The organism is Diaphorobacter sp. C33 (assembly GCF_030503915.1).
GTDB classification, from domain to species: domain Bacteria; phylum Pseudomonadota; class Gammaproteobacteria; order Burkholderiales; family Burkholderiaceae_C; genus Diaphorobacter; species Diaphorobacter nitroreducens.
In genome coordinates, this window is the sequence record NZ_CP129980.1 from 802,951 (window position 1) to 827,813 (window position 24,863).

The window sequence follows — 24,863 nt, forward strand, 5'->3', positions numbered from 1 at the left end:
TGACAGAAACCGAATCCCCGCATCCTCATATGGCCGGTGCTTGTAACGCTATGACACCCATAGCAAAAGACGATCACGCCGCAGCGTGCAGCGCGGGGTGGTGCGCGGTTTTCGAGCAGGTGCGCTCGGCGGCTGCGCAGCGCGGCGCGCACCTGGCGGCCACCGTGGTGCTGGTGCCGTACGCCCAGCTCATGGGCGAGGCGCGCCGGCAATGGCAACGCGCCTACCCGCAGGGTTTCGCGCCGCGCTTCGAGACCACGCGCAACTGGGCTGCCCAGCTGGGCGCGCCTCTGGCGGAGGGCAGCGAGTACGCGGGCGATATGGCGCGCGATGCGGTCACCGCACGTGCATTGCTCGACCGCGCCGGTCTCGCCGCGCACCGCGAAGTCCTCAGCGGTCCGCTGCTGGAGATGGCCGCGCAGTTGGCGGTGGTGGCAGCGGCCGTGGCTCCTGAGCGGCGCCCGGACTGGGGCGAGGCGGCGCGCGCCCTGCTGCCGGCGGCGGGCGACGGTGGCGCGCTCCGGCTGGAGGCCGCCGCAGCGCGCATCGCCCTGGAATGGGTGCTGGCCTCGCGCCACGTGGGGGATGTGCTGTTCGAGTCTGGCGTGCGTGCGGCCGTGCCGCTGCTGGTGGTGGTGCAGGGCTTCCAACCCGACCCCCTGGCCCGCACGCTGGCGCAGCACTGGGCAGAGGCGGGCCTTGTCGTGGACCTGCCGCAGGTGATGGACGGCGGGAAGGCCGGCGTGCCAACCTTGCATGCCGTGCCCGATGCCGAGGACGAGGCCCAGCGTGCCGCCGCCTGTGTGCTGCAGCACCTGGCGCAGGGACAGGCGCCCGTGGCACTGGTGGCCAACGACCGCGCGCTCACCCGCCGCATCAGCGCCTTGCTCGGCGGCGCAGGCGTGGCTGTGCACGACGAAAACGGCTGGCTGCTCTCCACCACCCACGCTGCGGCGCGGCTGATGGCGGTGCTGCAGGCCTGTGCCTGGGACGCCACCGCCGATGCCGTGCTCGACTGGCTCAAGCAGTCGCCCGCGGTGGATGGGGCCGCACTGCGCGCGCTGGAGCACTGGCTGCGCCGTGCGGGCGCTCGGCATTGGAGCGGCGCGGCGACGCAACTGCAGGCGTTGGCTGAGCGGCGCCCGGCCGAGGCCGCGTTGGCGGACCAGGTACAGGCCTGGCGCGCGCAGCTGCGGGCCGCGCGGCCGTTGGCCCAGTGGTTGCAGTCGCTGCGCGTGCTGCTGCAGGACTGCGGCCTGTGGGACGGGCTGCAGCAGGACGAGGCCGGTGTGCGCGTGCTTGCCGAACTGCGCCTGCCCGAGGGCCTGCAGGACGATCTGCAGGACATGGACGGGGCCGGTGCGCGCATGGCGCTGGCGGACTTCACACGCTGGGTGGGAGAGGTGCTGGAATGCGCGCGCTATCGACCGGCCTATGTGGACGATGCACCCGTGGTGGTTCTGCCCCTGCCGCAGCTGCTGGCGCGCCCGTTCGCTGCGCTGGTGCTGCCTGGCTGCGATGAGAAACGCCTGCAGGCCGCGCCTGAACCGCCCGGCCCCTGGACGCAGGCGCAGCGCGAGGGACTGGGGCTGCCCACGCGCGACGTGTTGGCCGCCGCGCAGCACGCCGCCTGGCGGCATGCCCTGCGTATTGCGCGTGTCGACCTCCTGTGGCGCGTGGGCGACGAGGGGGGCGAACCCCTCCTGCCGAGCCCGCTGGTCCAGGCGCTTCGGCTGGACGGAACCGGCACGGACGGTGCCGATCCCCGGGTGACGCGCAGCGTGCCCGCGGCACCCACGGCGCGTCCGCTGCCGGTGGGCGCGCAGCTGCCGGTGCAACGGCTATCGTCCTCGGCATATTCCGACCTGCGCCACTGTCCCTACCGCTTCTTCGCGCTGCGCCAACTGCAGCTGCAGGAAGACGACGAACTGGACGCTGGGCTGGACAAACGTGACTTCGGCACCTGGCTGCATGCCGTGCTGCAGCACTTCCATGAGGCGTTGCAGGACGCGCCCACGGGCGACGCCGCGGCGCGCACGGCGCTCATGGACGAGGCGGCTGCGCGCGCTACGCGCGAGCTGGGGCTGCAGGAGGGCGACTTCCTGCCCTACGCCTCGGGCTGGCCCGCGCTGCGCGCCGGCTATCTGGAATGGCTGGGCAAGCACGAAGCCGCTGGCGCCTGTTTTCGCCAGGCCGAGCTGCGCGCGCGCCAGCCGCTGGGCGCGCTGGAACTGGTCGGCACACTGGACCGTGTGGACGCCGTGCGTCCGCAGGGCGGCGGCGAACCCCTGGCGCTGGTGATCGACTACAAGACCGAGAGCGACGCCCTCACGCGCGGGCGCATCAAGGCCGGGTCCGAGGACACGCAGCTCGCCTTCTATGCCGCATTGCTGCAGGACGACACCTTGCGGGCCGTGTACGTGAATGTGGGTGAGCGCGGCGAAACCCGGCTGCACGAGCAGGACGACGTGGTGCACCTGCGCGACCTGCTGCTGGACGGCATCACGCACGACATGCAGCGCATTGCCGCCGGCGCGCCGCTGCCCGCGTTGGGCGAGGGCAGCGTGTGCGAATGGTGCGCCGCGCGCGGTCTGTGCCGCAAGGATTTCTGGAATGAGTGAAGCTGCCGCGCAAGCCGCCTACGAACACAACGGCCAACCGGTCACGCGGGAGGCCTTCTACGCCATTGCCTGCGACCCGCAGCGCAGCGTGGCCGTGGAGGCCTGCGCCGGCGCCGGCAAGACCTGGATGCTGGTCTCGCGCATGCTGCGCGCGCTGCTGGACGGCTGTGCGCCGCACGAGATCCTGGCCATCACCTTCACCAAGAAGGCCGCGGGTGAAATGCGCCAGCGCCTGCAGGAATGGCTGCAGGAGTTTGCGGCCAAGCCACTGCCTGATCTGGAAAAGGAGCTGATTGCAAGAGGAATCGGGCCGCAGCGCGCTCTGGACAAGCGCGAGCAGCTACAAAAACTATATCGGCAGACGCTGGACGCGGGCCGCCCCGTGCAGATACGCACCTTTCACAGCTGGTTTGCGGCGCTGCTGGGCACGGCGCCGCTGGCGGTGCTGGAGCAGCAGGGCCTGCCCGCCCATTACGACTTGCTGGAGGATGACGCCGAGGCAGTGCGCGAGGTTTGGCGCCCCTACCTCGCCGCCGTGGCGCAGGACGCCGCGCTGCGCGCGGATTACGAAGCCTGCGTAGCACATCACGGCCGCTCGCAGACGCACAAGGCGCTCGAAGGCGCGCTGGCCAAGCGCGTGGAGTTCGCGCTGGCCGACGAGGCGGGCGTGGTGGACGCATCGATCCCGCATTTCGGCATGCAGTTCGCGGACCTTGCCGGCTTGCACCATCCGGCCGATGCCCTGGCCGGCGACGCAGCGCGCCAGCGCTGGCATGCCTGGGCCCAGGTGCTGGGGGCGCAGGCGAACAAGACGCCGCAGAAGGCCGCCAACGCGGTGATCGACGCCTGGCTGTGCGACGACCTGGGCCAGCGTCTGGACACGCTGCGCAAGGCCTTCTTCGTGGCCAGCGAGGATCGCCTGTCCAAGAATCTGGAGAAGTTCGCCGCCGCGCAGGAGGCTGAGGGTGAACTGCAGCGCCTGTGCGCCGCGCGCCGCCAGCACGAGGCCTGGCTGCACCAGCAGCGCATGGCGCGGCTGGCGCGTGCGCTCATCGCGCAGTTCGCCCAGCTCAAGCGCGAGCGCGGCTGGGTGGACATGAACGACGTGGAGCGCACGGCGCTGGTCATGCTGTCCGACCCCATCCTCTCGGGCTGGGTGCAGGAGCGGCTGGACGCGCGCGTGCGCCACCTGCTGGTGGATGAGTTCCAGGACACCAACCCGCTGCAGTGGCAGGCGCTGCATGCCTGGCTGGCAGGTTACGCGGGCGCGGGCGGCGGCCAGCAGCCGCCCAGCGTGTTCATCGTGGGTGACCCCAAGCAGAGCATCTACCGCTTTCGCCGCGCCGAGCCGCAGGTCTTCAAGGCCGCCCAGGCCTTCGTACGCGAGGGGCTGGGGGGCGACCTGCTGGCCTGCGACCACACGCGGCGCAACGCCATCGGCGTGATCGCAGCGGTGAACCAGGCCATGCAGGCGGCGCAGGCGCAGGGTGAGTACGCGGGCTTTCGCGACCACACCACCGAATCGCGCGACCCGGGGCAACTGCTGCGCCTGCCCCCGATCACGGCGCCTGACGGGGGTGATGCCGCCGCGGCCACTGCCCCCGAGTGGCGCGACACTCTGACCCAGCCGCGCCATGAAGCCGAGGAAACCCTGCGCATGCGCGAATGCGCGCAGGCTGCGCAATGGGTGGCGGCGCAGATCGCCGCGGGCGTGCAGCCGCAGGAGATCATGGTGCTCGCGCGCAAGCGCGACCGGCTGGCCTCCCTGCAGGAGGCCCTGCGCGCGCTGCACGTGCCCTGCGTGCAGCCCGAGAAGGCCGAGCTGGGCGAGGCGCCCGAGGTGCAGGACATCGTCGCGCTGCTGGATGCTCTGGTCTCACCGGGGCATGACCTTTCGCTGGCGCGTGCGCTGCGCTCGCCGCTGTTCGGCCTGACGGATGACGCGCTGGTGCAGATTGCGCTGCGGGTACGCCAGACGGCCGCAGAAGGATCCCCGTGCAGCTGGTTCGACGTACTTCAAAAAAGTGAGCTGCTACCGCCCGAGCTGCAAGCGCTGGCGCCTGTTTTGGCTCAATACAAGCGATGGGTGGAAACACGCCCTCCCCACGATGCGCTGCATGCCATCTACGAACACGGCGACGTGCCCGCGCGCTTTGCCGCCGCGGCTCCCGCCTCGCAGCGTGCGGGCGTGCTGGCCAACCTGCGCGCTTTGCTGGCCGCAGCGCTGCAGCAGGGCGGGGGACGCTACCTCACGGCCTATGCCTTCGTGCGCGCCATGAAGCGCCCGGGCATGCGCGCACCCGGCCGCGTGGAGGCGCAGGCCGTGCGCCTGCTCACCATCCACGGCGCCAAAGGGCTGGAGGCGCACAGCGTGCTGTTGCTGGACACCGATGCGCGCGCGCAGAAGGCCGAGACCATGGGCGCGCTGGTCGACTGGCCGGGCGAGCAGGCCGCTCCGCTGCGCTTTGTCTTTCTGGCCAGCGAATCCAACCCGCCGCCCAGTGCGGTGGACCTGCTGGCGGCGGAACTGGCGGAGCGCCAGCGCGAGGAGCTCAACACCCTCTATGTGGCCATGACACGCGCCAAGCATTGCCTGGCCTTGTCGGCGGTGCAGTCCAGCACGGCCGCGCCCGGCAGTTGGTGGAACCGGCTGGCCGAGTCCCTGCAGGACGCGCCAGTGCCGCCCGCCGCGCCATTGGGCGATGTGGCTGACGATGCCGCCGTCGCGTTGCCGCAGCTTCCGCCGTATGCGGGGGCTGCGCCGAGGGCACAAGCCGCTGCGGCGGGTGCTCCCGTCTCCACCCCGCAGTCGCGCCAGGGCGAGGCCATGCACCAGTTGCTGGAGCAGGCGGGCGTGGTCGGCGCCCTGCGGGCGGGCGGCGTGTGGCCCGCGCGGCGGCTGGCGCAGCTGGCGCGCGATTTCGACATCACGGCGGAGGCTGCCGCACAGGCCGCAGCGATGGCGCGGAGCATTCTGCAGGGCGAGGGTGCCTGGGCGTGGAACCCCGATCACGTGGAGCAGGCCCTCAACGAAGCGCCGCTGGTCTACCAGGGCCAGGGTCTGCGTCTGGACCGCCTGGTGCGGCTGCGCCAGCCGCGTGAGGGTGCGCGCTGGTGGGTGCTGGACTACAAGAGCGCCACCGCGCCCGAGCGCCAGCCGCAGCTGATGGCCCAGCTGCGCCTGTACCGCGAAGCGGTGGGAGCGCAGTTTCCGGGCGAGCGGGTGGGCGCGGCTTTCTTGACGGGCGATGGGAGGCTGGTGGTCGTGGACGCGCCAGGGCAGGGCGTGCTGTTCTGACCGGGTGGGCAGGCGCCGGGCCTGTGGCCAGCGTACGGGAATACCCCGCGTCGCGCGCAGGGGTAGGTACCATCGGTTGATTCTGCCGATTGATCGATGACCCATGAACCACACCCTCGTCCCTGATGAACTGGATGTCCTGGTCGAGTTGCTGCCAACCCCCGGCACGCGCGTCATCGAACTCGGATGCGGCGGAGCGCGCATGGCGCGGCAGATGCTGCAGCGTTGGCCGGACATGCGGTGTCTGGGGCTGGAAGTGGACCTCCGGCAGCACGCAATCAACCTGCAGGACACGCCGCCGCGCATGCGCTTTGCCGTGGGTGGTGCGCAGGCCATTGCATGCGATGACGCGCAGTTCGACCTGGCGCTGATGCTCAAGTCCCTGCACCACGTGCCGCTGGATGCGATGGACCAGGCCCTGACCGAAGTGGCGCGCGTGCTGCGTGCCGGCGGGCATCTGTACGTTTCTGAGCCGGTCTACGAAGGCGCGCTCAACGAGATCGTGCGCCTGTACAACGACGAAGGCATCGTGCGCGCCGCTGCGCAGGCGGCGCTGGACCGCGCGCTGGCTGTCCGCGGCACCTGGGAGCAGGTGGCGCAACGGCGATTCGACATGCCTGTGCATTTCGAGGACTTCGCCCAGTTTGAGCGGCGGATGATGAACCCCACCTTTGCCGACCACCGCATCGACGCGTCCTTGCGCAAGCGCGTGGCGGCGGCCTTCGCGCCGCATTGCACGATGCAGGGAGCGCACTTCGTGCGGCCCATGCACGTGCGCCTGCTGCGGCGTGCGGGTTGATGAAAGCAACACCATGATGGATACGGATCTGCGATCCTGCGAGATCGCTGTGATTGGCGCAGGGCCGGCTGGCCTGATGGCCGCCGAGACCGCCGCAGCGGCGGGCCTGAGCGTGCAGGTGTTCGACGCCATGCCTTCGGTGGGACGCAAGTTCCTGCTGGCGGGCAGGGGCGGGCTGAACCTCACGCATTCCGAGCCGCTGGCGGCCTTCATGGCGCGCTATGGCGATCGCCAGCAGGCGCTGACGCCCTGGCTGCGAGACTTTGGCCCCGAGGACTTGCGCGCGTGGGCTGATGCCTTGGGCGCGCAGACCTTCGTCGGTACGTCGGGCCGGGTGTTCCCCAAGGACATGAAAGCCGCGCCGCTTCTGCGTGCCTGGCTGCACCGCTTGCGCGGGCAGGGGGTGCAGCTGCACATGCGCCATCGTTGGATGGGCTGGGCCGACGCATTGAATGGCATCACGCCGCCTGTGCTGCGCTTTGCCGCGCCGGCGGGAGAGGTGCGGGTAAGGGCGCGCGCCGTCGTGCTGGCCCTGGGCGGCGGCAGCTGGGGCCGTCTGGGCTCGGACGGTACCTGGGCGCCGCTGCTGGCGCAGCGCGGCGTGCCTGTAGCGCCGCTGGCGCCGTCCAACTGCGGTTTCGACGTACCGCGCGTGGATGCGCCCGTGGGCGAGACGCGGCGAGAGTTCTTTCTGGAGCTCATCGGCCGAGGCGCGCCCGCCGTCGGCTGGACGCCGCATTTCGTCGAGCGCTTCGCGGGCCAGCCCTTCAAGTCGGTGGTGCTGTCCTTCACCGACAGCCAGGGCCGGCGCTTTGAGCGGCGCGGGGAATTCGTGGCCACGGCCACTGGCGTGGAAGGCAGCCTGGTCTATGCGGTCTCCAGCCTGCTGCGCGACGAGATCGTGGCACACGGTCACGCCACCTTCCACTTGGACTTGCTGCCCGACCACACGCCCGAGCGCGTGCTGGCCGAGGTGCGCCACCCGCGCGGCTCGCGCAGCCTTTCCACCCACCTCAAGAGCCGGCTGGGCCTGGACGGCATCAAAACCGCCGTCCTCTACGAACAACTGGGCAAGGATGGTATGTCCGACCCGATGGCGCTGGCCCATGCCATCAAGGCCTTGCCCATCACCGTGGTGGCAGCACGCCCATTGGATGAGGCCATCAGCACGGCCGGCGGCGTGGCCTTCGAAGCGCTGGATACGCGCCTCATGCTGCGCACCATGCCCGGGGTTTTCTGCGCGGGCGAGATGCTGGACTGGGAGGCGCCCACCGGGGGTTATCTGTTGACTGCGTGCTATGCCACCGGGCGTGCGGCAGGGGCGGGTGCCGCGCACTGGCTGGCAACGCAGGCGTAGTACAGCAGGGGCGCCGCTTTAGGGCATGCTCTGCGATCATTGCAAGAAGGTCGGCGTCAACCCAGAGCGTTGCATGAGCGCGCGGTCAAAACTTCGCGCGGTAATACACCATGGGCCCGCCGCGGCGGGCGCGCAGCACCAGCCGCGCATCGCCTTGCAACTGCACGCCGATGGCGCCCAGCTCGGGGACCAGACCGCGCGTGCGCGATGCGGACCATTGCACCTCCAGACGGGTGCCAAAGTTGCTGCCCTGGTCGCGACCCCAGATCATGCCCATGGCGTCGTGCAGGCCCGTGTGCGGGTGGGTGCGGGCCCAGGCCTGCAGGTCCAGCCGTACGCGCGGCTGCAACTGTGATCGCCAGCGCAGACCCAGGTCGTAAGCCTGCGGGGTGCCTGGCGGGTAGGCAGGGCTGACGGATCCTGCGCGGGCCGCGCCGTCCGACGGAACCACCACGCCCAGCGTCAGCCCCAGGCGGGAAGCTTGCAGCGGCGTGAGCCAACGGGTGATGTCCGTGTACTGAACGCTGTTGCCGAATGCTGCGCGCGGAAGATCGCTGCCGTTCAGGTCGGGGTAGGTGGCGGTGTTCTGCGTGAAGGCGGCGGAAGAAGGCTCATCCTGAGCCTCTCGCAATGCGGCCGCAGCGCCGTCTGCCAGGCTCTCATCGCTCCGGGCGGGAAATGCCGCGCACAGGCACAGCAGGCACACAATGCCCCAATCCATGGCCGGCCGTGGCAGCGGCCGGAGCAGATGACTTGCAAGCAGCGCGGACATGGCAGACAGCATGGCGGCACGGGACAGCAAGAAAGTGGATCGGTGGCGAGAACTCCTGGTGCGCAGTATGGACCGCGGGCACGTGCTTGTCGCGATCGCCGTGCTTGTTTCGCTGTAGGACGGAGCTGACGCACGGCGTTCATGTGCAGGCAACGCCGCAACCGCCCGATGACGCGCAAGGCGCTCAGGCGACGCAAAAAAAGAAGGGGAAAGGAAGAAGAAGGTGACGAGCCTTACCCCCGGCACTGGCTCCACAGTTAGGGCTGCTTGGTTCCCCACCTGACCCGGTTGGCCGCTTCACCATGCGGGGAGGCCCGTCGCCTGTGATTGTACGACGAACCACGCTCTGCCCGTGGCCCGTCAGAACTTTGCCCGGTAGTACAGCATGGGGCCGCCGCGCCGGACGCGCAGCAGCAAACGTGAGTCGCCCTGCAGCTGCACGCCGATGGCGCCAAACTCGGGCGTGCTGGGCAGCGAGTAACCGTCTGGCTCGGGGTAGTCACGCGCACGCAGATCCAGGGCCGCAGGTAGTGCCTGCTGCTGCGTCGGTGGATCGTCGGCGGAGGTGTCTTTAGAACCATCCTGGGCCTGCGTCGGCGGCTGCAGGCACAGACACAGTAGCCAGCAGGCGAGACGCACCGCAGCCGACCGGGTCAGCAACCCTTGTCGCGATAGCCGCCTGCGGGCTGCAAAGGATGAAGCAAGGCGGGCAACATGGCGGTACGGTGCGACTGGCAGTTTGCAGTCGTTCCCGGGGAGTGTGAATCCTGGCAGAGAGCAGATCACCCTCGGTCGGCGCGGTGGCCTGCGTAGGCCCGGGCCAGCTAGAAGCCTTGGCGCGCTGCGTGTCTGGCCCGCACATAGAATCACGCCCCATGTCCTATCTTGTGCTCGCCCGCAAATACCGTCCCAAGACCTTCTCTGAGATGGTGGGGCAGGAGCACGTGGTGCAGGCGCTCTCCAACGCGCTCACGCAGCAGCGGCTGCACCACGCCTACCTGTTCACCGGCACGCGCGGCGTGGGCAAAACCACGGTCTCGCGCATCCTGGCCAAGTCGCTCAATTGCCAGGGTCCGGACGGCCAAGGCGGCATCACTGCCACGCCCTGCGGCGTGTGCCCGGCCTGTACCGACATCGACAGCGGCCGGTTTCCTGACTACACCGAGCTGGATGCCGCCTCCAACCGCGGCGTGGACGAGGTACAGGGGCTGCTGGAGCAGGCCGTCTACAAGCCGGTGCAGGGGCGCTTCAAGGTCTTCATGATCGACGAAGTGCACATGCTCACGAACACGGCGTTCAACGCCATGCTCAAGACGCTGGAGGAGCCGCCGGAATACCTCAAGTTCGTGCTGGCCACCACCGATCCACAGAAGGTGCCAGTCACGGTGCTCTCGCGCTGCCTGCAGTTCAACCTGCGGCCCATGGCGCCCGAGACGGTGCTGGAGCACCTCACCCGCGTGCTCGCCGCCGAGAACGTGCCCGCCGAGCCGCAGGCCCTGCGGCTGCTGGCCCGCGCAGCGCGCGGTTCCATGCGCGACGCGCTCAGCCTGACCGACCAGGCGATTGCCTTCGGCAGCGGCCAATTGCAGGAAGCCGCTGTGCGCCAGATGCTGGGCAGCGTGGACCGCAGCCATGTGTTCCGTCTGATCGACGCGCTGGCGCAGGGCGATGGCCGCACGGTGGTCGAGACGGCGGACACCCTGCGCATCAACGGCCTGTCCGCCGCCTCCACGCTGGAGGACATGAGCGCCGTGCTGCAGCGCATGGCCGTGTTGCAGGCCGTTCCGCAGATGGCTGCGGCCGCGGACGCCAGCGACCCTGAGGCGGCAGAGGTTGCGCGCCTGTCTGCCGCCCTGCCGGCCGACGAGACGCAGCTGCTGTACAGCATCTGCCTGCACGGCCGCGCCGATCTGGGTCTGGCGCCCGATGAATATGCCGCGCTGACCATGGTGCTGCTGCGCCTGTTGGCGTTCAAGCCGGCGGCTTCGGAAGGCGGCGCGGCTGCCTCGGCTGAAAAAAAAACTCTGACGCGGCCTGAAGCCGCAGCGCCGTCGGCCCATGCGCCGGCCGATACGCCGGTAGTCCAGGCACCGCAGGCTGTGCCGGCCGCCGCGGACCGGGCTCCCGCACCGCCGCCGGTGTCGGTGCACCCGGCTCCGGTCGCGGCGCCCGCGATGGACTGCGCGACTGCCGCGCCCGCCCGGCCCGCCGCATCGGCAGCGCCCACTCGGGCGCAAGCCACGCCGGACGATGTGAACCAGGCCGTGCAGGACGCGTTGGACGCGGGCGACCGCGAATCGCCCCCGTGGGAAGCCGGCGACGCGGCCCAGGCGCCCGTACGGGCCGCAGCGCCTGTGCGTCTGCCCGTACGCTCCCCTGAGGATTTAAGGCAAAAAACACCTCCAGCACCCGCCCATACAGCGCAAGCAGCTCCTGAAACGGTAGCAATACCCGTGCGTACCGCGCCGGAACCCGGCGCGCGCCTGCAGCCCCTGCCATCGGCGGCCCCGGCACCCGCGCGGCTGGTGCGCACGGAGGAGGGCGATGTCTGGCATGCCACCGTGCAGCAGCTCATTGCCCAGGAGGCCATCACCGCCCTGGTGCGCGAACTGGCGCTGCAGTCGCAACTGGTGGCGCGTGACCCGGACCATTGGCTGCTGCGCGTGGAGCGGGAGTCGCTCAACCAGCCCACGGCGCGCGAGCGCCTGCGCGCGGCGCTGGAGGCCGCAGGCCATGCGCGCCAGATCAGCGTGGAGGTGGGTGTGGTGATCGACAGCCCCGCGCGCCGCAACGCGCACGCCGCAGCCGAACGCCAGCGCGTGGCCGAGGAGATCGTCCACAACGACCCCTACGTGCAGCAACTGATGCGTGATTTCGGGGCGAAAATCGTCCCGGGCAGCATCAAGCCTGCATAACCATTTTTGAAACGCAAAGGAAACCATCCATGTTCAACAAGGGACAGCTCGCCGGCCTCATGAAGCAGGCCCAGGCCATGCAGGACAACCTGAAGAAGGCCCAGGACGATCTGGCCAACATCGAGGTCGAAGGCGAATCCGGCGCCGGCCTGGTGAAGGTGCTGATGACCTGCAAGCACGACGTCAAGCGCGTGACCATCGACTCCAGCCTGCTGGCCGACGACAAGGACATGCTGGAAGACCTGGTGGCCGCCGCTTTCAACGCCGCGGTGCGCAAGGCCGAGGAAACCTCGGCCGAGAAGATGGCTAAGATCACGGCCGGCATGCCAGGCCTTCCCGGCGGCATGAAATTCCCCTTCTGAGGGCAGGCTACTGCGCGCTGGCCACGCGTCGTTGGGCAGTGCTCGCAATCCTCACGTACTAGGCAAGTACGTTCCGGTTGCTGTGCTCCGTCCGCCTCGCCTGGCAGGCGCTCGCTACGCCCTTGAGGGCGGCGTGTGCACTCCGAAATCCATTCTTCATGTCCGACACCGGTTCTCTTGACGCACTGATCCAGGCCCTGCGGCGCCTGCCCGGTGTGGGCGTGAAGTCGGCGCAGCGCATGGCGTTCCATCTGCTGCAGCATGACCGCGCCGGCGCGCAGATGCTGTCGCAGGCGCTGGCGCAAGCGGCAACGCAGGTGCGCCATTGCGAGCGCTGCCACACCTTCACCGAGGGCGCGGTGTGCGAGACCTGCCTGGACCCGGCGCGCGACGCCACCCGCCTGTGCGTGGTGGAGACACCCGCCGACCAGGCCGCGATGGAGCGCACCGCGGCGTTCAAGGGGCTGTACTTCGTGCTCATGGGGCGGCTGTCGCCGCTGGATGGGGTGGGGCCGCGCGACATCGGTGTGCACAACCTGCTGGAGCGCGCCAGCGACGGCGTGGTGCAGGAGGTGATCCTGGCCACCAGCTTCACGGCCGAGGGAGAGGCCACGGCCCACGCGATCGGCGAGGCGCTCAAGCGCCGCGGCGTGCACGTCACGCGCCTGGCGCGGGGCGTGCCCGTGGGTAGCGAGCTGGAATACGTGGACCTGGGCACCATCGCTCATGCGCTGGCGGATCGGCGCTGAATATCAAAAACAATAGCTGCTAGCGCTTGTTGGATAAGCGCTGGAGGCCCAAAACACTGCAAAAATGAACACAACAATGCATGTGGCCCGCTTCACCGTGGCCTACTGGTGCGTGCTGATTGCGGCGCTGCTGCCCATGGCTTGCGCGCTGCTGGCCAAGCGGGGTGGTTTTCGCGGCAGCGACAACCACGACCCGCGTGCGTGGCTGGCTCGCCAGACCGGCTGGCGCGCCCGTGCCAATGCGGCGCAGGCCAACAGCTTCGAGGCGCTGCCGTTCTTCATCGGCGCGGTCATCATCGCGCACCAGTTGGGCGCGCCGCAGATGATGCTGGACCTGCTGGCCTTCCTGTTCGTGATGCTGCGCGTGTCCTACATCACCATGTACGTGGGCGACATGCCCACGGCGCGCAGCCTGGTGTGGGGCGCGGGACTGCTGGTCAACATCGCCATCCTGCTGATCGGCTGGCGCTGACACCAGCGGTTAAAGGTGCTGCTGCGGCACGGGGATTTCCGCGGTGCGCATGCCCAGCGCGGTGACCACGGCGCTCAGCAGGGCCATGGCGCCGCAGAACACCAGCAAGCCGCGGTTCAGGCCCACATGGTCCGACAGCCAGCCCATGCCCAGGATGGGCACGATGGTGCCCAGGTATCCCACGATCAGGTAGGACGACAGCAGGCCGCCGCGCTCTTCGGGCGTGGTGAGCTTGGCCACCACGCCCATGCCCGCCACATTGGCCAGCCCATGGCCGAAGGCCGTGGCGATCACCGCCGCGCCAAACACCAGCGTGGCGCCGGTGAGCGTGGTCGCCATGAGCAGCAGGTTGCACAGCACCAGCGCGCAGCCGCTGGCCAGGGCCACGCGCTTGGTGCGCCAGTTGCGCACCATGAACTGGAACGCGGACGACAGGAACAGGATCATCGCGATCGACAGTCCGCTCACGGCCGGCCCATGCCAGGGCACGATCTCCTGCATGAAGCTGGGCGCCAGCGATGAGTACAGGCTGAACATGCCGAAGGCGCTGAAGGCGCCCATGCTCGCCAGCCAGAACTGGCGCCGGCGCAGGCGCGGCGGCGGTGTGAGCCGCGGCATCCACTGCGCGATCACGCCGCGCCAGGTGCCGGGCGGCAGGGCATCGTCCCGCGTTCCCCCTGTGGGCAGCCCGCGCAGTTGGTGCAGCGCATACACCGCCAGCAGACCCATGGCCGCCGTGGGCACGTAGGCGGTGACGAGCGGGTGGGGCACCCACTGGGCCATCAAGCCGCCCACGAGCGGCCCCAGGCCGAAGCCCAGCGTCATCGCCACGGTGGTCAGTGCGGCCGTGCGCCGTGGATCACGCCCGGGGCGGGCCTGCACCATGCCGATGGAGGCCGAGGTGGTGATCATTCCCGACGCCAGCCCGATCATGAGCCGCGCCAGCATGAAGACGGGCACATTCCACGCCAGGGCCGATAGCACCACGCCCGCGGTCATCAGTGTGAGGCCCGTGCGCAGGATGGCCAGGAAGCCGTGGCGCTGCGTGAGCCGCCCCAGAAACAGCAGGCTGGTGAGCGCGCCGAACATGTACACCACGAAAAGATGCGTGATGTCGCTGGGCTTGAGCCCCCAGGCCTGCTGGTAGAGCGGGTACAGCGGGCTGGCCAGCGCCGTGCCCATGACGCCGACGCACATGGCATAGCCAATCCAGACAACGGGAGACCAGGAGCGTTCTTGCATAGGTGGAGGGAGAAAGCCCGCGCGGTGGGGAGCGGCGGCGACGGGGAGCCGGCAGCGGGGCGTGTCGGGAACGGTGAATGGTACGGTGGGCGAGGGGCCCCATGCAGGCCGCCGGCGCTAGACCCCACGCGCCACGCAGCCGTGGATAGGTGGCGCGCCATACGCTTGTGCTGTCGGTGGTAGGCGAGTCTTGCGCATCGCTGGGCGGGCTGGCACCGGTTGCCATTCGCCCTGGCCGGACGGCTGCAGTTGCGCGTGCTCCTTCCCCAGGCGCAGGCGCACGCCGGCCGGGGATTTGCCCCGTCACCTAAAATCGCCCCTGTGCTCCGCTACTGCGTGGCACTGCCGCCCGACAGGGGCAGCGCGCGGCTCGCTGAAGCACGCCTCATAACGGGGCCGTCTTATGTGCCTACTTTTTGTTCGTTGGGTTTTTCATAACGAACAATTACATTCACCCGCTGTTCTGATCTTCACCCGCCGCGGCTGGCCATCCCTGAGGGGGCAGCCTGCGCGCGCTTTGCATTGCATTTCATGATTAACCTTCGGGGTATCACCCAGATCTACCCGGGCCCGCAGGGCCCCGTCGAAGCCCTGCGCGGCATCGACCTGCATGTCACGCCGGGCGAGGTGTTCGGCATCATCGGCCGTTCGGGCGCGGGCAAGAGTTCGCTGGTCCGCGTCATCAACCTGCTCAACCGCCCCACGTCGGGACAGGTGATGGTGGCGGGGCGCGACATGACCCAACTGTCCGACGCCGACCTGCGCGCCGCGCGCCGCGAGATCGGCATGGTGTTCCAGCACTTCAACCTGCTGTCATCGCGCACGGTGTTCGACAACGCCGCGCTGCCGCTGGAGCTGGCGGGCATGCCGCGGGCCGAGATCAAGAAGCGCATCGACCCGCTGCTGGACCTGGTGGGCCTGGCGCACCTGGCCGACCGCTACCCGGCGCAGATCTCGGGCGGGCAGAAGCAGCGCGTGGGCATTGCGCGCGCGCTGGCCAGCAACCCGAAGGTGCTGCTGTCCGACGAGGCCACCAGCGCGCTGGACCCCGAGACAACCCGTTCCATCCTGGACCTGCTGCGCCAGGTGAACCGCGAAATGGGCGTGACGGTGGTGCTGATCACGCACCAGATGCAGGTCATCAAGCAGATTGCCGACCGTGTGGCCGTGATCGACGCGGGCCGCATCGTGGAGATGGGCCCGGTGGTCGACGTGTTCACCCGCCCGCAGCAGGACATCACCAAGAGCCTGATCGACGAGATCGTGCCCCAGGAGCTGCCCGCCGGGGTGCTGGCGCGCGTGCGCAGCCTGGCCGCGCGGCTGGAGCCGGGCGCGAGCGGCCAGCTGCTGCGCCTGTCGTATGCGGGTGAGCATGCCTACGAGCCGATCCTGTCGCACCTGATCCGCGAGCTGGGACTGGACCTGTCCATCCTGCATGGCCAGATCGACGAGATCCAGGACCAGACCTTCGGTTCGCTGGCGGTGTACGCCAGCGGCAACATGGCGCGCATCGGCGCGGCCATCGACTATCTGCGTGCCAACGGCGTGGTGGTGCGCACCGTGGAAGTGACAGGCTGAGGGGCGGGCGATGTTCGAGAACTTTTCTGAAATGATGCTGGAGTTGTTCGTCACCTCGCTGTGGGAGACGATCATCATGGTCGGCGTGTCCGGCATCGTTGGCGGCCTGGTGGGCATTCCGCTGGGTGTGTTCCTGCGCCTCACGGATGCGGGCGGCGTGCTGGAGAACGGCCCCGCCAACAAGATCGTGGGCTGGATCGTGAATGCCGTGCGCTCCACGCCGTTCATCATCCTGCTGGTGGCCATCATCCCGTTCACGCGTTTCATCACCGGCTCGTCCATCGGCACCTGGGCGGCCGTGGTGCCGCTGACCATCGCCGCGGCGCCGTTCGTGGCGCGGCTGGTGGAGACGGCGCTGCGCGAGGTGGACAACGGCCTGGTGGAGGCCGCGCAGTCCATGGGCGCCACCACCGGCCAGATCGTGTGGAAGGTGTTGCTGCCCGAGGCGCTGCCGGGCATCGTGGCGGGCCTGACCATCAGCTTCGTGAGCCTCACGGGCTACTCGGCCATGGCCGGGGCCATCGGCGGCGGCGGGCTGGGCGACCTGGGCATCCGCTACGGCTACCAGCGCTTCCTGCCCGACATCATGCTGGCCGTGGTGGTCATCCTGATCTTCTTCGTGCAGGCCATCCAGAGCCTGGGTGACTGGGCCGTGCGCCGCCTGTCGCACCGCTGATGCAGGACAGGGGGGCGCACACGGGATGTGTAAGCTCCTGATTTGATAGCTTTTGGCGCTTGTACAGCGGGCGCTGCGGGCTGTTTTGTCAGAAGACCTGCGTGTGCGGGCGGCTTGGCCGATACTCGATGGCAAAGCCACTACCACGAAGGAGACCCCGCCATGTCCGCACTGCCCGCCTTTGCGCCACCGGATGACGCGCTGTTCCAGCGCGCCCAGTCCCTGCTGGACGATGAATGGCTGGCCCACGATGCCGATCTGGCTCCCGTGCTGCCCATGGTGCTGGCGCGCGGCGTGGGGCAGGACTGGCACAAGGCCGGAACCTTCCGCCATCACCTGGTGGGCGTGGCCCGGTCGCTGGCGCTGTGGGGCCAGCCCCGGGACGTGCGTCTGCTCGGGCTGCTGCACAGCGTGTACGGCAATGCCTTCGTCGACCTGGTGAAGTTCGACGCTGCCAGCGAGCGCGGCCGCCTGCAGGCGCTGGTGGGCGAGAGCGCCGAACACCTGGTGTACCTGTTCTGCACCATGAGCCGTGCGCAGTTCGTGCAAAAGGTGCTGGCCGGCGAGCTGCAGGCCGACGGCTCGCTGGTCGTGGAGAAGAACGGCCCCGCGCCGCGCCAGACCGTGCACCTCGCACCCTACGAGGTGGCGGCTTTCACCATCGTCAGCATGGCCGACACGATCGAGCAGTGGTTCAGCTGGCAGGACGACATCTACTCGCGCTTTCCCGCCGTCGATCCTTCGCGCCCACAGGCCGTGCACTGGGCCGCGTCGCTGTGGCCCGGACCCATGCGCCCCACGGCCCGCATGGTCAGCCAGATCGCGGCGCTGGGCCTGGCGTTGCAGCACCCCGGGCTGCGCGGGCAGTTGCCGCTGCCGCCCGTGTTCGACCACTGCAGCCAGGGCCTGACGGCGCAGGACGAGGCGGCCGCCACGGCCCTGTATTGGTCGGTGATCCAGTTGGCGCAGCCGCTGGTGGACCTGGACGGCGCCACGGCCACGCTGGAGCAGGCCGTGCGCCTGAACCCCTGGGTGGGCGAGCCGCAGATGGTGCTGGCACAGCTGTACCTGTCGGCCGGCCGCGCGCACGACGCGGCGTGCGCCGCACGCGGAGCGCTGCAGGCCTTCAGCGCCTGGGGCAATGCCTGGGACAAGCGCGTGCAGTGGGACGCCTGGATCGCCTGGACGCGCATCCTGCTGCAGTCGGCCGAGGAGGGCGGCTGGCCCGCGCGGCTGGACAAGCTCAACAACGTGGCGCTCAAGGGCTGACGGGGCGACGCCGCGGCCTTCCCGGGGCGGTGGAAAATGCACGGCCTTTCACCCCCTCAGGTGCTCTGCCGCTCGGTTGCTCTTCATGTGTGCGGGTTCTTTGGATATGGAAAAGTATTCGTTCGGAGGGCGCGCCGCAGGGGCTACGATGCCGGCTCTCCCTGTAACGGTATGAAAGGTTTTCCGTGATTTCCAAGCGCTCCCTGCTCCAATCGACCCTGGCCCTGGCAATGGCCGCCGGCCTCTCGGGCCACGCCCTGGCGCAGGACAAGCCGCTGAAGATCGGCGTGACGGCGGGCCCGCACGCGCAGATCTTCGAGCAGGTCAAAAAAGTGGCCGAACAGCAGGGCCTGAAGATCCAGGTGGTGGAGTTCAGCGACTATGTGCAGCCCAACGCGGCTCTGGCCGCCGGCGACCTGGACGCCAACAGCTACCAGCACAAGCCCTACCTGGATGCGCAGATCAAGGATCGTGGCTACAAGTTCGCCGTGGCGGCCAACACCGTCAACTTCCCCATCGGCCTGTATTCCAAGAAGGTCAAGAAGCTGGCCGACCTGAAGGAAGGCGCGCGCTTCGGCATTCCCAACGACCCCACCAACGGCGGCCGCGTGCTGCTGCTGCTGCAGGCGCAGGGCCTCATCAAGCTCAAGGACGGTGCAGGCCTGAAGGCCACGCCGCTGGACGTGGTGGGCAACCCGAAGAAGCTCAAGTTCGTGGAGCTGGACGCCGCGCAGCTGCCGCGCTCGCTGGACGACCTGGACGCCTCGGCCATCAACACCAACTTCGCCATCTCCGCCGGCCTGAACCCCAAGACCGATTCCATCGCGCAGGAAAGCCCGGACGGCCCCTACGTCAACCTGCTCGTGGTGCGTGAGGCCGACAAGAACAAGCCCTGGGTGGCGCAACTGGTCAAGGCCTACCAGAGCGAGGAGATCCGCCGCTTCATCGAGACGCAGTTCAAGGGCTCGGTGCTGGCAGGCTGGTGATGGCGCGCGGCGGGCGGCCTCGACCGGCCCCCGGCCCCGGTGCCGTGACCGCCGCTTGTCTGACAGCAGCGTTCCAAGACGGCACGTAAGATGGTCCGGCCGCCCGCCATCGCGATGGCGCTGCGCGGCGCCTACCTCTGCCAGAAAGGGTCCGTATGAGCCACTACCGCATTGCCGTCGTCGTCGGCAGCCTTCGCAAGGATTCGTTCAACCGCAAGCTGGCCCACGCGCTGGCGCGCATGGCGCCCGCGGACTGCGAATTCCACCAGGTGCGCATCGACGACCTGCCGCTGTACAACCAGGACGACGACGGCCAGCAGGCCGAGTCCGTGCAACGGCTCAAGAAGGAGATCGCCGGGTCGCAGGGCGTGCTGTTCGTCACGGCGGAATACAACCGCTCCATCCCCGGCGTGCTCAAGAACGCCCTCGACAACGCATCGCGCCCCTATGGCCAGAGCGCCTGGGCGGGCAAGCCCGCGGGTGTGATCGGCGTGTCCATCGGCGCCATGGGCACGGCGATGGCGCAGCAGCACCTGCGCAATGTGCTGGCCTACCTGGACATGCCCACGCTGGGCCAGCCCGAGGCCTTCATCCATGCCAAGGACGGCCTGTTCAACGAAGACGGCACCATCGGCGAGGGCAGCAAGGACTTCTTGCAGCGCTGGATGGACCGGTACATCGCCTGGGTCAAGCGCCACAACGGCTGACGATTGCTATCGATTGGATAGCTGTTTGCGCTTGACTATCAAGGGTTACATCCCATTTTGATATGAAAAAACCCGCCCCGGCATGGCCGGAGGCGGGTTTTGTTTGGCGAGGCGCCGGGGCTGGTCAGGCGGCCTGGCTGACGCGGTCCTGGTTGGCGGCATGGGCCTTTACGTGGGCCTCGATCGCCTGGGCGGCGGCGGCCAGGGCCTGGGCCTTGGCATCGCCACCCATAGCCACGCCCTCGGCGCGCACGAAGCGCACGTCGGTCACACCGAAGAAGCCCAGCACGGTCTGCAGGTAGCTTTCCTGGTGCTCCATGGCGCGGCCGCCTTCGCTGGTGGAATACACGCCGCCGCGGCTCGACGCCACGATCACCGTCTTGCCCTTGGCCAGGCCCTCGGGGCCGTTGGCGGTGTACTGGAAGGTGCGGCCGGGTTGGGCAATGCGGTCGATCCAGGCCTTGAGCTGCGTGGGGATGGCGAAGTTGTAGAACGGTGCGCCGATCACCACCACGTCGGCCGCCAGGAATTGGCTCACCAGCCGCTCGGACACGGCGTTCTCGCGCTGCTGCGCCTCGCTCAGGCCGTCGGTCTGGCCGGTGCGCGGTGCCATCGCATCCATCGTGAAGTGCGCAGGCGCGTCGGCCACCAGGTCCAGGTAGCTCACCTGGGTGGCGGGATGGCTGGCCTTCCAGGCCTCGACGATCTGCGCCGTGAGCTGGCGCGAGACGGACTGGTCACTGGTGATGGCGGAATCAATGTGCAGCAGTTGCATGGAAATCTCCTGGGGATAGGGATAAACCCGCAATGGGGCGATGGATAGATTGTCGTTTTGGACTGAATGTTTGATAAGCAGGCGGTGCTGCGATAGATTGTTCTGAATTTGGAACGAAAGGCGCGCGATGCAGGATCTGAACGACATGCTTTATTTCGCCGAGGTGGCCGAGCGCGGCGGCTTTGCCGCGGCGGGCCGGGCGCTGGGGATCCCGAAGTCGCGCCTGTCGCGCCGCGTGGCCGAGTTGGAAGCGCGCCTGGGCGTGCGCCTGCTGCAGCGCACCACGCGCACGCTGTCGCTCACCGAGGTGGGCGAGGCCTACCTGCGCCATTGCCAGGCCATGCGTGATTCGGCGCAGGCAGCGCAGGACACGGTGGACCAGGTACAGACCGAACCGCGCGGCACCGTGCGCGTGACCTGCCCGGTGACGCTGGCGCAGACGGTGGTGGCCGAGCTGATGCCGCAGTTCCTGCAGCGCCACCCCCAGGTGCGCCTGGAGATGCAGGTCACCAACCGCGTGGTGAACGTGGTGGAAGAGGGGGTGGACGTGGCGCTGCGCGTGCGCCCCACGCTGGAGGACAGCGGCAGCATGGTGGTCAAGCGCCTGGACGAGGTGCGCCTGCTGCTGGTGGCCAGCCCCGAGCAACTGCGGCGCCAGGGCACGCCCACCTCGCTGCGCGACCTGGCGCTGCTGGACACGCTGGCCATGTCCGCGGCCGACGGGCGCGCCAGCCTGCGCCTGATCGGCCCCGAGGGGCGCGAGGAAACCGTGCACTTCACGCCGCGCTACGTGGCCGACGACCTGCTGACGCTCAAATTCGCCGCGTTGGCGGGCACGGGCCTGTGCTGGATGCCGGACTACATGTGCATGTCCGAATTGCAGGAGGGCCGGCTGGTGCACCTGCTGCCCCAGTGGACGCAGCCGCGCAGCGTGGTGCATGCAGTGTTTGCGTCGCGGCGCGGCTTGTCGCCGGCGGTGCGCAGCTTCCTGGACTTTCTGGGTGAAACCGTGCCCGGCCATTCCGCCGCGGTCTGTGAGCGGGGCGACACGGCCACGGCCGGCGCGGCACTGCCCCGCTGATGCGGCGGTGCGTGGTGTACGCAAGAGCGCGGGATGCGTTGGCGGTGCGGCTTGATCCCCAGTGGGGGATCGATGTAAGGGCGCTTTGCTTTTGATAGCTGGTAACGCTTATCGCATAAGGGCTAGAGACCAATTTGACTTTCCATGGCGGTGCCGGGAGCCTGCGTGCCAGATGGCATTGCATATGCTCATCCGTGGATAAATTTACAAAAATATATTCTTTTGAGTTTTAACCTGCGCTCTCCACAATGCATGATTTCCTGCAACGTGGAGGCGCTCCCATGACCCCGGCAACCAAGCTCAAGACCCTTCTCGCCACGCTGGCCCTGGCGGCCAGCGGGCTGGCCTCGGCCCAGGCCAATGCGCTGCTGAACGTCTCCTATGACGTGGCGCGCGAGTTCTACAAGGACTACAACCAGGCCTTCATCGCCCACTACAAGAAAACCAAGGGCGTGGACATCAAGGTGGACCAGGCCCATGGCGGCTCCAGCGCCCAGGCGCGCGCCGTGAACGATGGCCTGGCCGCCGACGTGGTCACCTTCAACACCACCACCGACGTGCAGTTCCTCGCGGACAACGGCGTGGTGGCCAAGGACTGGGCCAAGAAATTCCCGCATGACGCATCGCCCACCACCTCCACCATGCTGTTCCTGGTGCGCCACGGCAATCCCAAGAACATCAAGGACTGGAACGACCTGATCCGCCCCGATGTGAAGGTGGTGGTGGTGAACCCCAAGACCGGTGGCAACGGCCGTTACGCCTACCTGGGCGCCTGGGGCTCGGTGCGCGAGAAGGGCGGCAGCGACGCGCAGGCGGCGGAGTTCGTGGGCAAGCTCTACAAGAACGTGCCCGTGCTGGCCAAGGGTGGGCGTGATGCCACGGCCACCTTCCTGCAGCGCAACATTGGGGACGTGCTGATCACGTTCGAGTCGGAGGTGGTGTCGGTGGAGCGTGAGTTCGGCAAGGGCAAGGTGGATGCGGTCTATCCCTCGGTGAGCGTGACGGCCGAGAACCCCGTGGCCATCGTGGAGCGCACGGTCGCCAAGAAGGGCACGGGCGAGCTGGCCAAGGCCTACCTCGACTACCTGTACTCGGATGAAGCGCAGGAGATCGCCGCCAAGCATGCGATCCGCCCGCGCTCCGAGGCGGTGCTCAAGAAGCATGCCGACCTGTTCAAGCCCATCCAGCAGTTCACGGTGGCCAAGTACTTTGGCTCGCTGACCGAGGCGCAGAAGGTGCACTTCAACGACGGCGGTCAGTTCGACAAGCTTTACACGCCTGGCAAGTAAGCAGTGAACACGCCCCTGAGCCGCCTGGCGCCTTCACCCCACCCTGACTGCCCGGGTAGGGTGGCGGTGCCCGCGCATGCAAGCGCGGTGCCTGCGGGCGTGGGCCGCACCGGCTTTTGACCGGCGGCGAATAACGGATAACTCCATATGAGTGGCAAGAAAAGCGCCCCCAGGCGAGCCAAGAGGGTATTGCCCGGCTTTGGCCTCACGCTGGGCTACACGCTGTTTTACCTGAGCATCATCGTGCTGATCCCGCTGCTGGCGCTGCTGCTCAAGACGTTCACCATGACCTGGCCGCAGTTCTGGGAGGCGGTGGCGTCGCCGCGCGTGCTGGCGTCGTACCGCCTCACGTTCGGTGCCTCGTTCATCGCCGCCTGCGTGAATCTGGTGTTCGGCCTGCTCATCGCCTGGGTGCTGGTGCGCTACAAGTTCCCGGGCAAGAAGATCGTGGATGCGCTGGTGGACCTGCCGTTCGCGCTGCCCACGGCGGTCGCCGGTATTTCGCTCACCGCACTGCTAGCGGGCAATGGCTGGGTGGGGCAGTACCTGGAGCCGCTGGGCATCCAGCTCGCATTCAACCCCAACGGCATTGTGATTGCGCTGATTTTCATCGGCCTGCCGTTCGTGGTGCGCACGGTGCAGCCGGTGCTGGAAGACAGCGAGAAGGAGTTGGAAGAAGCGGCCACCAGCCTGGGCGCCACGCGTTGGCAGATCTTTCGCCACGTGATCCTGCCGGCCATCATGCCCGCGCTGCTCACCGGCTTTGCCATGGCGTTCGCGCGTGCCGTGGGCGAGTACGGCTCCGTCATCTTCATCGCCGGCAACATGCCCATGGTGTCTGAAATCACGCCGCTGATCATCATCGGCAAGCTGGAGCAGTACGACTACGCAGGCGCCACTGCCGTGGCGGTGGTGATGCTGGTGATCTCTTTCGTCCTTCTGCTGGTCATCAACGCCTTGCAGGCCTGGCAGCGCCGCCACGCAGGAGCACCCGCATGAGCGCCGCGAACACCCGTACCGTGCGGCGCGCGCAGGCCGGAACGACCGAGGCGCGCTGGATCCAGTGGGCGCTGATTGGCCTTGCCATGGTGTTCCTGCTGCTGTTCCTGGTGTTGCCGCTGGCCGCCGTGTTCACCGAGGCGCTGCGCAAGGGCGTGAATGCCTACCTGGAGGGCTTGCGCGAGCCCGACGCCTGGTCCGCCATCCAGCTCACGCTGCTCACGGCCGTGATCGCCGTGCCGCTGAACCTGGTGTTCGGCATCGCCGCGGCGTGGTGCATCGCCAAGTACGAGTTCAAGGGCAAGGCCTTCTTGACCACGCTGATCGACCTGCCGTTCTCCATCTCGCCCGTGGTGGCGGGCCTGATGTATGTGCTGGTGTTCGGCGCCAACGGCTGGCTGGGGCCCTGGCTGGCGGCGCACGACGTCAAGATCATCTTCGCCGTGCCGGGCATCGTGCTGGCCACCGTGTTCGTCACGTTCCCGTTCATCGCGCGTGAACTGATCCCGCTGATGCAGGCGCAGGGCAACGACGAGGAGCAGGCGGCGGTGGTGCTGGGCGCGAGCGGCTGGCAGACCTTCTGGCACGTGACGCTGCCCAACATCAAGTGGGGCCTGCTGTACGGCGTGATCCTGTGCAATGCCCGGGCGATGGGCGAGTTCGGCGCGGTGTCGGTGGTGTCGGGCCACATCCGCGGCCAGACCAACACCATCCCGCTGCACGTGGAGATCCTCTACAACGAATACCAATCGGTGGCCGCGTTCGCAGCCGCCTCGCTGCTGGCACTGCTGGCATTGGTCACGCTGGTCATCAAGTCGGTGGCCGAGTGGAAGAGCGAACAGGAAATGAAGGCCGCGGCCGCGCTGCCGCCCGAGCGGCCTGCGCCCGCGCCCGGCGCGCCGCGCTGAAGGATGAA

Annotated in this window: 21 protein-coding genes and 1 other RNA gene; 17 read left to right on the forward strand and 5 right to left on the reverse strand. The window is 68.5% G+C overall.

All coding sequences use genetic code 11. The features are described from left to right. Nucleotides 1-50: 50 nt before the first annotated feature. The 4 genes from QY917_RS03835 (at nt 51) to QY917_RS03850 (ending at nt 8,075) form a co-directional block, all read left to right on the forward strand. A complete protein-coding gene (locus QY917_RS03835) occupies nt 51-2,621 on the forward strand; it encodes a PD-(D/E)XK nuclease family protein (RefSeq protein WP_123676396.1) in 2,571 nt (856 codons plus the stop codon). Continuing rightward, the gene (locus tag QY917_RS03840) at nt 2,614-5,919 is read left to right on the forward strand and encodes an exodeoxyribonuclease V subunit beta (RefSeq protein ID WP_123676395.1); all 3,306 of its coding nucleotides are present in this window, start codon (nt 2,614-2,616) and stop codon (nt 5,917-5,919) included. The genes QY917_RS03835 and QY917_RS03840 overlap by 8 nt, the downstream gene beginning before the upstream one ends. A 103-nt stretch (nt 5,920-6,022) precedes the next feature. Continuing rightward, the gene (locus QY917_RS03845; protein ID WP_123676394.1) at nt 6,023-6,718 is read left to right on the forward strand and encodes a class I SAM-dependent methyltransferase; all 696 of its coding nucleotides are present in this window, start codon (nt 6,023-6,025) and stop codon (nt 6,716-6,718) included. A 13-nt stretch (nt 6,719-6,731) separates the two neighbouring features. Beyond that, on the forward strand, nt 6,732-8,075 hold the full coding sequence (locus tag QY917_RS03850) for a TIGR03862 family flavoprotein (RefSeq protein ID WP_088888536.1): 1,344 nt from the start codon (nt 6,732-6,734) through the stop codon (nt 8,073-8,075). 85 nt (nt 8,076-8,160) lie between these two features. Here QY917_RS03850 and QY917_RS03855 read toward each other — a convergent pair whose 3' ends face one another. The 3 genes from QY917_RS03855 to QY917_RS03865 form a co-directional block, all read right to left on the reverse strand. Further along, complete coding sequence (locus QY917_RS03855) at nt 8,161-8,796, reverse strand: hypothetical protein (protein ID WP_162844555.1); 636 nt, start codon at nt 8,794-8,796, stop codon at nt 8,161-8,163. A 273-nt stretch (nt 8,797-9,069) separates the two neighbouring features. Continuing rightward, an RNA gene (gene ffs / locus QY917_RS03860) (signal recognition particle sRNA small type) lies at nt 9,070-9,166 on the reverse strand. A gap of 41 nt (nt 9,167-9,207) precedes the next feature. After that, nucleotides 9,208-9,486, reverse strand: coding sequence for a hypothetical protein (locus QY917_RS03865; RefSeq protein WP_148061008.1), 279 nt, complete (start codon nt 9,484-9,486; stop codon nt 9,208-9,210). 236 nt (nt 9,487-9,722) lie between these two features. On the opposite strand from QY917_RS03865, the gene dnaX reads away from it, so the two are divergent. The 4 genes from dnaX to QY917_RS03885 all read left to right on the forward strand — a co-directional run bounded on the left by dnaX (nt 9,723) and on the right by QY917_RS03885 (nt 13,345). Then, nucleotides 9,723-11,762: a DNA polymerase III subunit gamma/tau gene (dnaX, locus tag QY917_RS03870; protein WP_123676391.1), complete on the forward strand. Its 2,040-nt coding sequence runs from the start codon at nt 9,723-9,725 to the stop codon at nt 11,760-11,762. A gap of 29 nt (nt 11,763-11,791) precedes the next feature. After that, on the forward strand, nt 11,792-12,124 hold the full coding sequence (locus tag QY917_RS03875) for a YbaB/EbfC family nucleoid-associated protein (RefSeq protein WP_123676390.1): 333 nt from the start codon (nt 11,792-11,794) through the stop codon (nt 12,122-12,124). 158 nt (nt 12,125-12,282) lie between these two features. After that, nucleotides 12,283-12,873, forward strand: a complete 591-nt coding sequence (gene recR / locus QY917_RS03880) for a recombination mediator RecR (RefSeq protein ID WP_123676389.1) — start codon at nt 12,283-12,285, stop codon at nt 12,871-12,873. Between the two features lie 64 nt (nt 12,874-12,937). Further along, entirely contained in the window at nt 12,938-13,345 is a 408-nt protein-coding gene (locus tag QY917_RS03885) for an MAPEG family protein (RefSeq protein WP_011805553.1), read from the forward strand. Nucleotides 13,346-13,354: 9 nt separating this feature from the next. Here the strand turns inward: QY917_RS03885 and QY917_RS03890 are convergent, their stop codons facing one another. After that, nucleotides 13,355-14,587 (reverse strand): MFS transporter, encoded by a 1,233-nt coding sequence (locus QY917_RS03890; protein ID WP_302078716.1) that lies wholly within the window; start codon nt 14,585-14,587, stop codon nt 13,355-13,357. Nucleotides 14,588-15,118: 531 nt separating this feature from the next. Here QY917_RS03890 and QY917_RS03895 point away from each other — a divergent pair. The 5 genes from QY917_RS03895 to QY917_RS03915 all read left to right on the forward strand — a co-directional run bounded on the left by QY917_RS03895 (nt 15,119) and on the right by QY917_RS03915 (nt 19,803). Continuing rightward, nucleotides 15,119-16,165, forward strand: coding sequence for a methionine ABC transporter ATP-binding protein (locus tag QY917_RS03895; RefSeq protein WP_123676388.1), 1,047 nt, complete (start codon nt 15,119-15,121; stop codon nt 16,163-16,165). Nucleotides 16,166-16,175: 10 nt separating this feature from the next. Further along, complete coding sequence (locus QY917_RS03900) at nt 16,176-16,841, forward strand: methionine ABC transporter permease (RefSeq protein ID WP_011805550.1); 666 nt, start codon at nt 16,176-16,178, stop codon at nt 16,839-16,841. A 162-nt stretch (nt 16,842-17,003) separates the two neighbouring features. Continuing rightward, nucleotides 17,004-18,110 carry a DUF6817 domain-containing protein gene (locus QY917_RS03905; protein ID WP_015913093.1) on the forward strand — a complete coding sequence of 369 codons (1,107 nt, stop codon included), beginning with the start codon at nt 17,004-17,006 and terminating at the stop codon, nt 18,108-18,110. Between the two features lie 185 nt (nt 18,111-18,295). Next, entirely contained in the window at nt 18,296-19,096 is an 801-nt protein-coding gene (locus QY917_RS03910) for a MetQ/NlpA family ABC transporter substrate-binding protein (RefSeq protein ID WP_011805548.1), read from the forward strand. Nucleotides 19,097-19,251: 155 nt separating this feature from the next. Then, on the forward strand, nt 19,252-19,803 hold the full coding sequence (locus QY917_RS03915) for an NADPH-dependent FMN reductase (RefSeq protein ID WP_011805547.1): 552 nt from the start codon (nt 19,252-19,254) through the stop codon (nt 19,801-19,803). A gap of 124 nt (nt 19,804-19,927) precedes the next feature. Here QY917_RS03915 and QY917_RS03920 read toward each other — a convergent pair whose 3' ends face one another. Continuing rightward, nucleotides 19,928-20,578: an FMN-dependent NADH-azoreductase gene (locus tag QY917_RS03920; protein WP_123676387.1), complete on the reverse strand. Its 651-nt coding sequence runs from the start codon at nt 20,576-20,578 to the stop codon at nt 19,928-19,930. A gap of 127 nt (nt 20,579-20,705) precedes the next feature. Here QY917_RS03920 and QY917_RS03925 point away from each other — a divergent pair, with 127 nt between their 5' ends. The 4 genes from QY917_RS03925 to cysW all read left to right on the forward strand — a co-directional run bounded on the left by QY917_RS03925 (nt 20,706) and on the right by cysW (nt 24,855). Then, nucleotides 20,706-21,659: a LysR family transcriptional regulator gene (locus QY917_RS03925; protein ID WP_015913095.1), complete on the forward strand. Its 954-nt coding sequence runs from the start codon at nt 20,706-20,708 to the stop codon at nt 21,657-21,659. Nucleotides 21,660-21,940: 281 nt separating this feature from the next. Further along, nucleotides 21,941-22,948: a sulfate ABC transporter substrate-binding protein gene (locus QY917_RS03930; RefSeq protein ID WP_015913096.1), complete on the forward strand. Its 1,008-nt coding sequence runs from the start codon at nt 21,941-21,943 to the stop codon at nt 22,946-22,948. A gap of 147 nt (nt 22,949-23,095) precedes the next feature. Further along, a complete protein-coding gene (gene cysT, locus QY917_RS03935) occupies nt 23,096-23,947 on the forward strand; it encodes a sulfate ABC transporter permease subunit CysT (RefSeq protein ID WP_011805543.1) in 852 nt (283 codons plus the stop codon). Continuing rightward, the gene (gene cysW, locus QY917_RS03940; protein ID WP_123676386.1) at nt 23,944-24,855 is read left to right on the forward strand and encodes a sulfate ABC transporter permease subunit CysW; all 912 of its coding nucleotides are present in this window, start codon (nt 23,944-23,946) and stop codon (nt 24,853-24,855) included. Before cysT ends, cysW begins: the two co-directional genes overlap by 4 nt. The last annotated feature ends 8 nt before the right edge of the window (nt 24,856-24,863 follow it).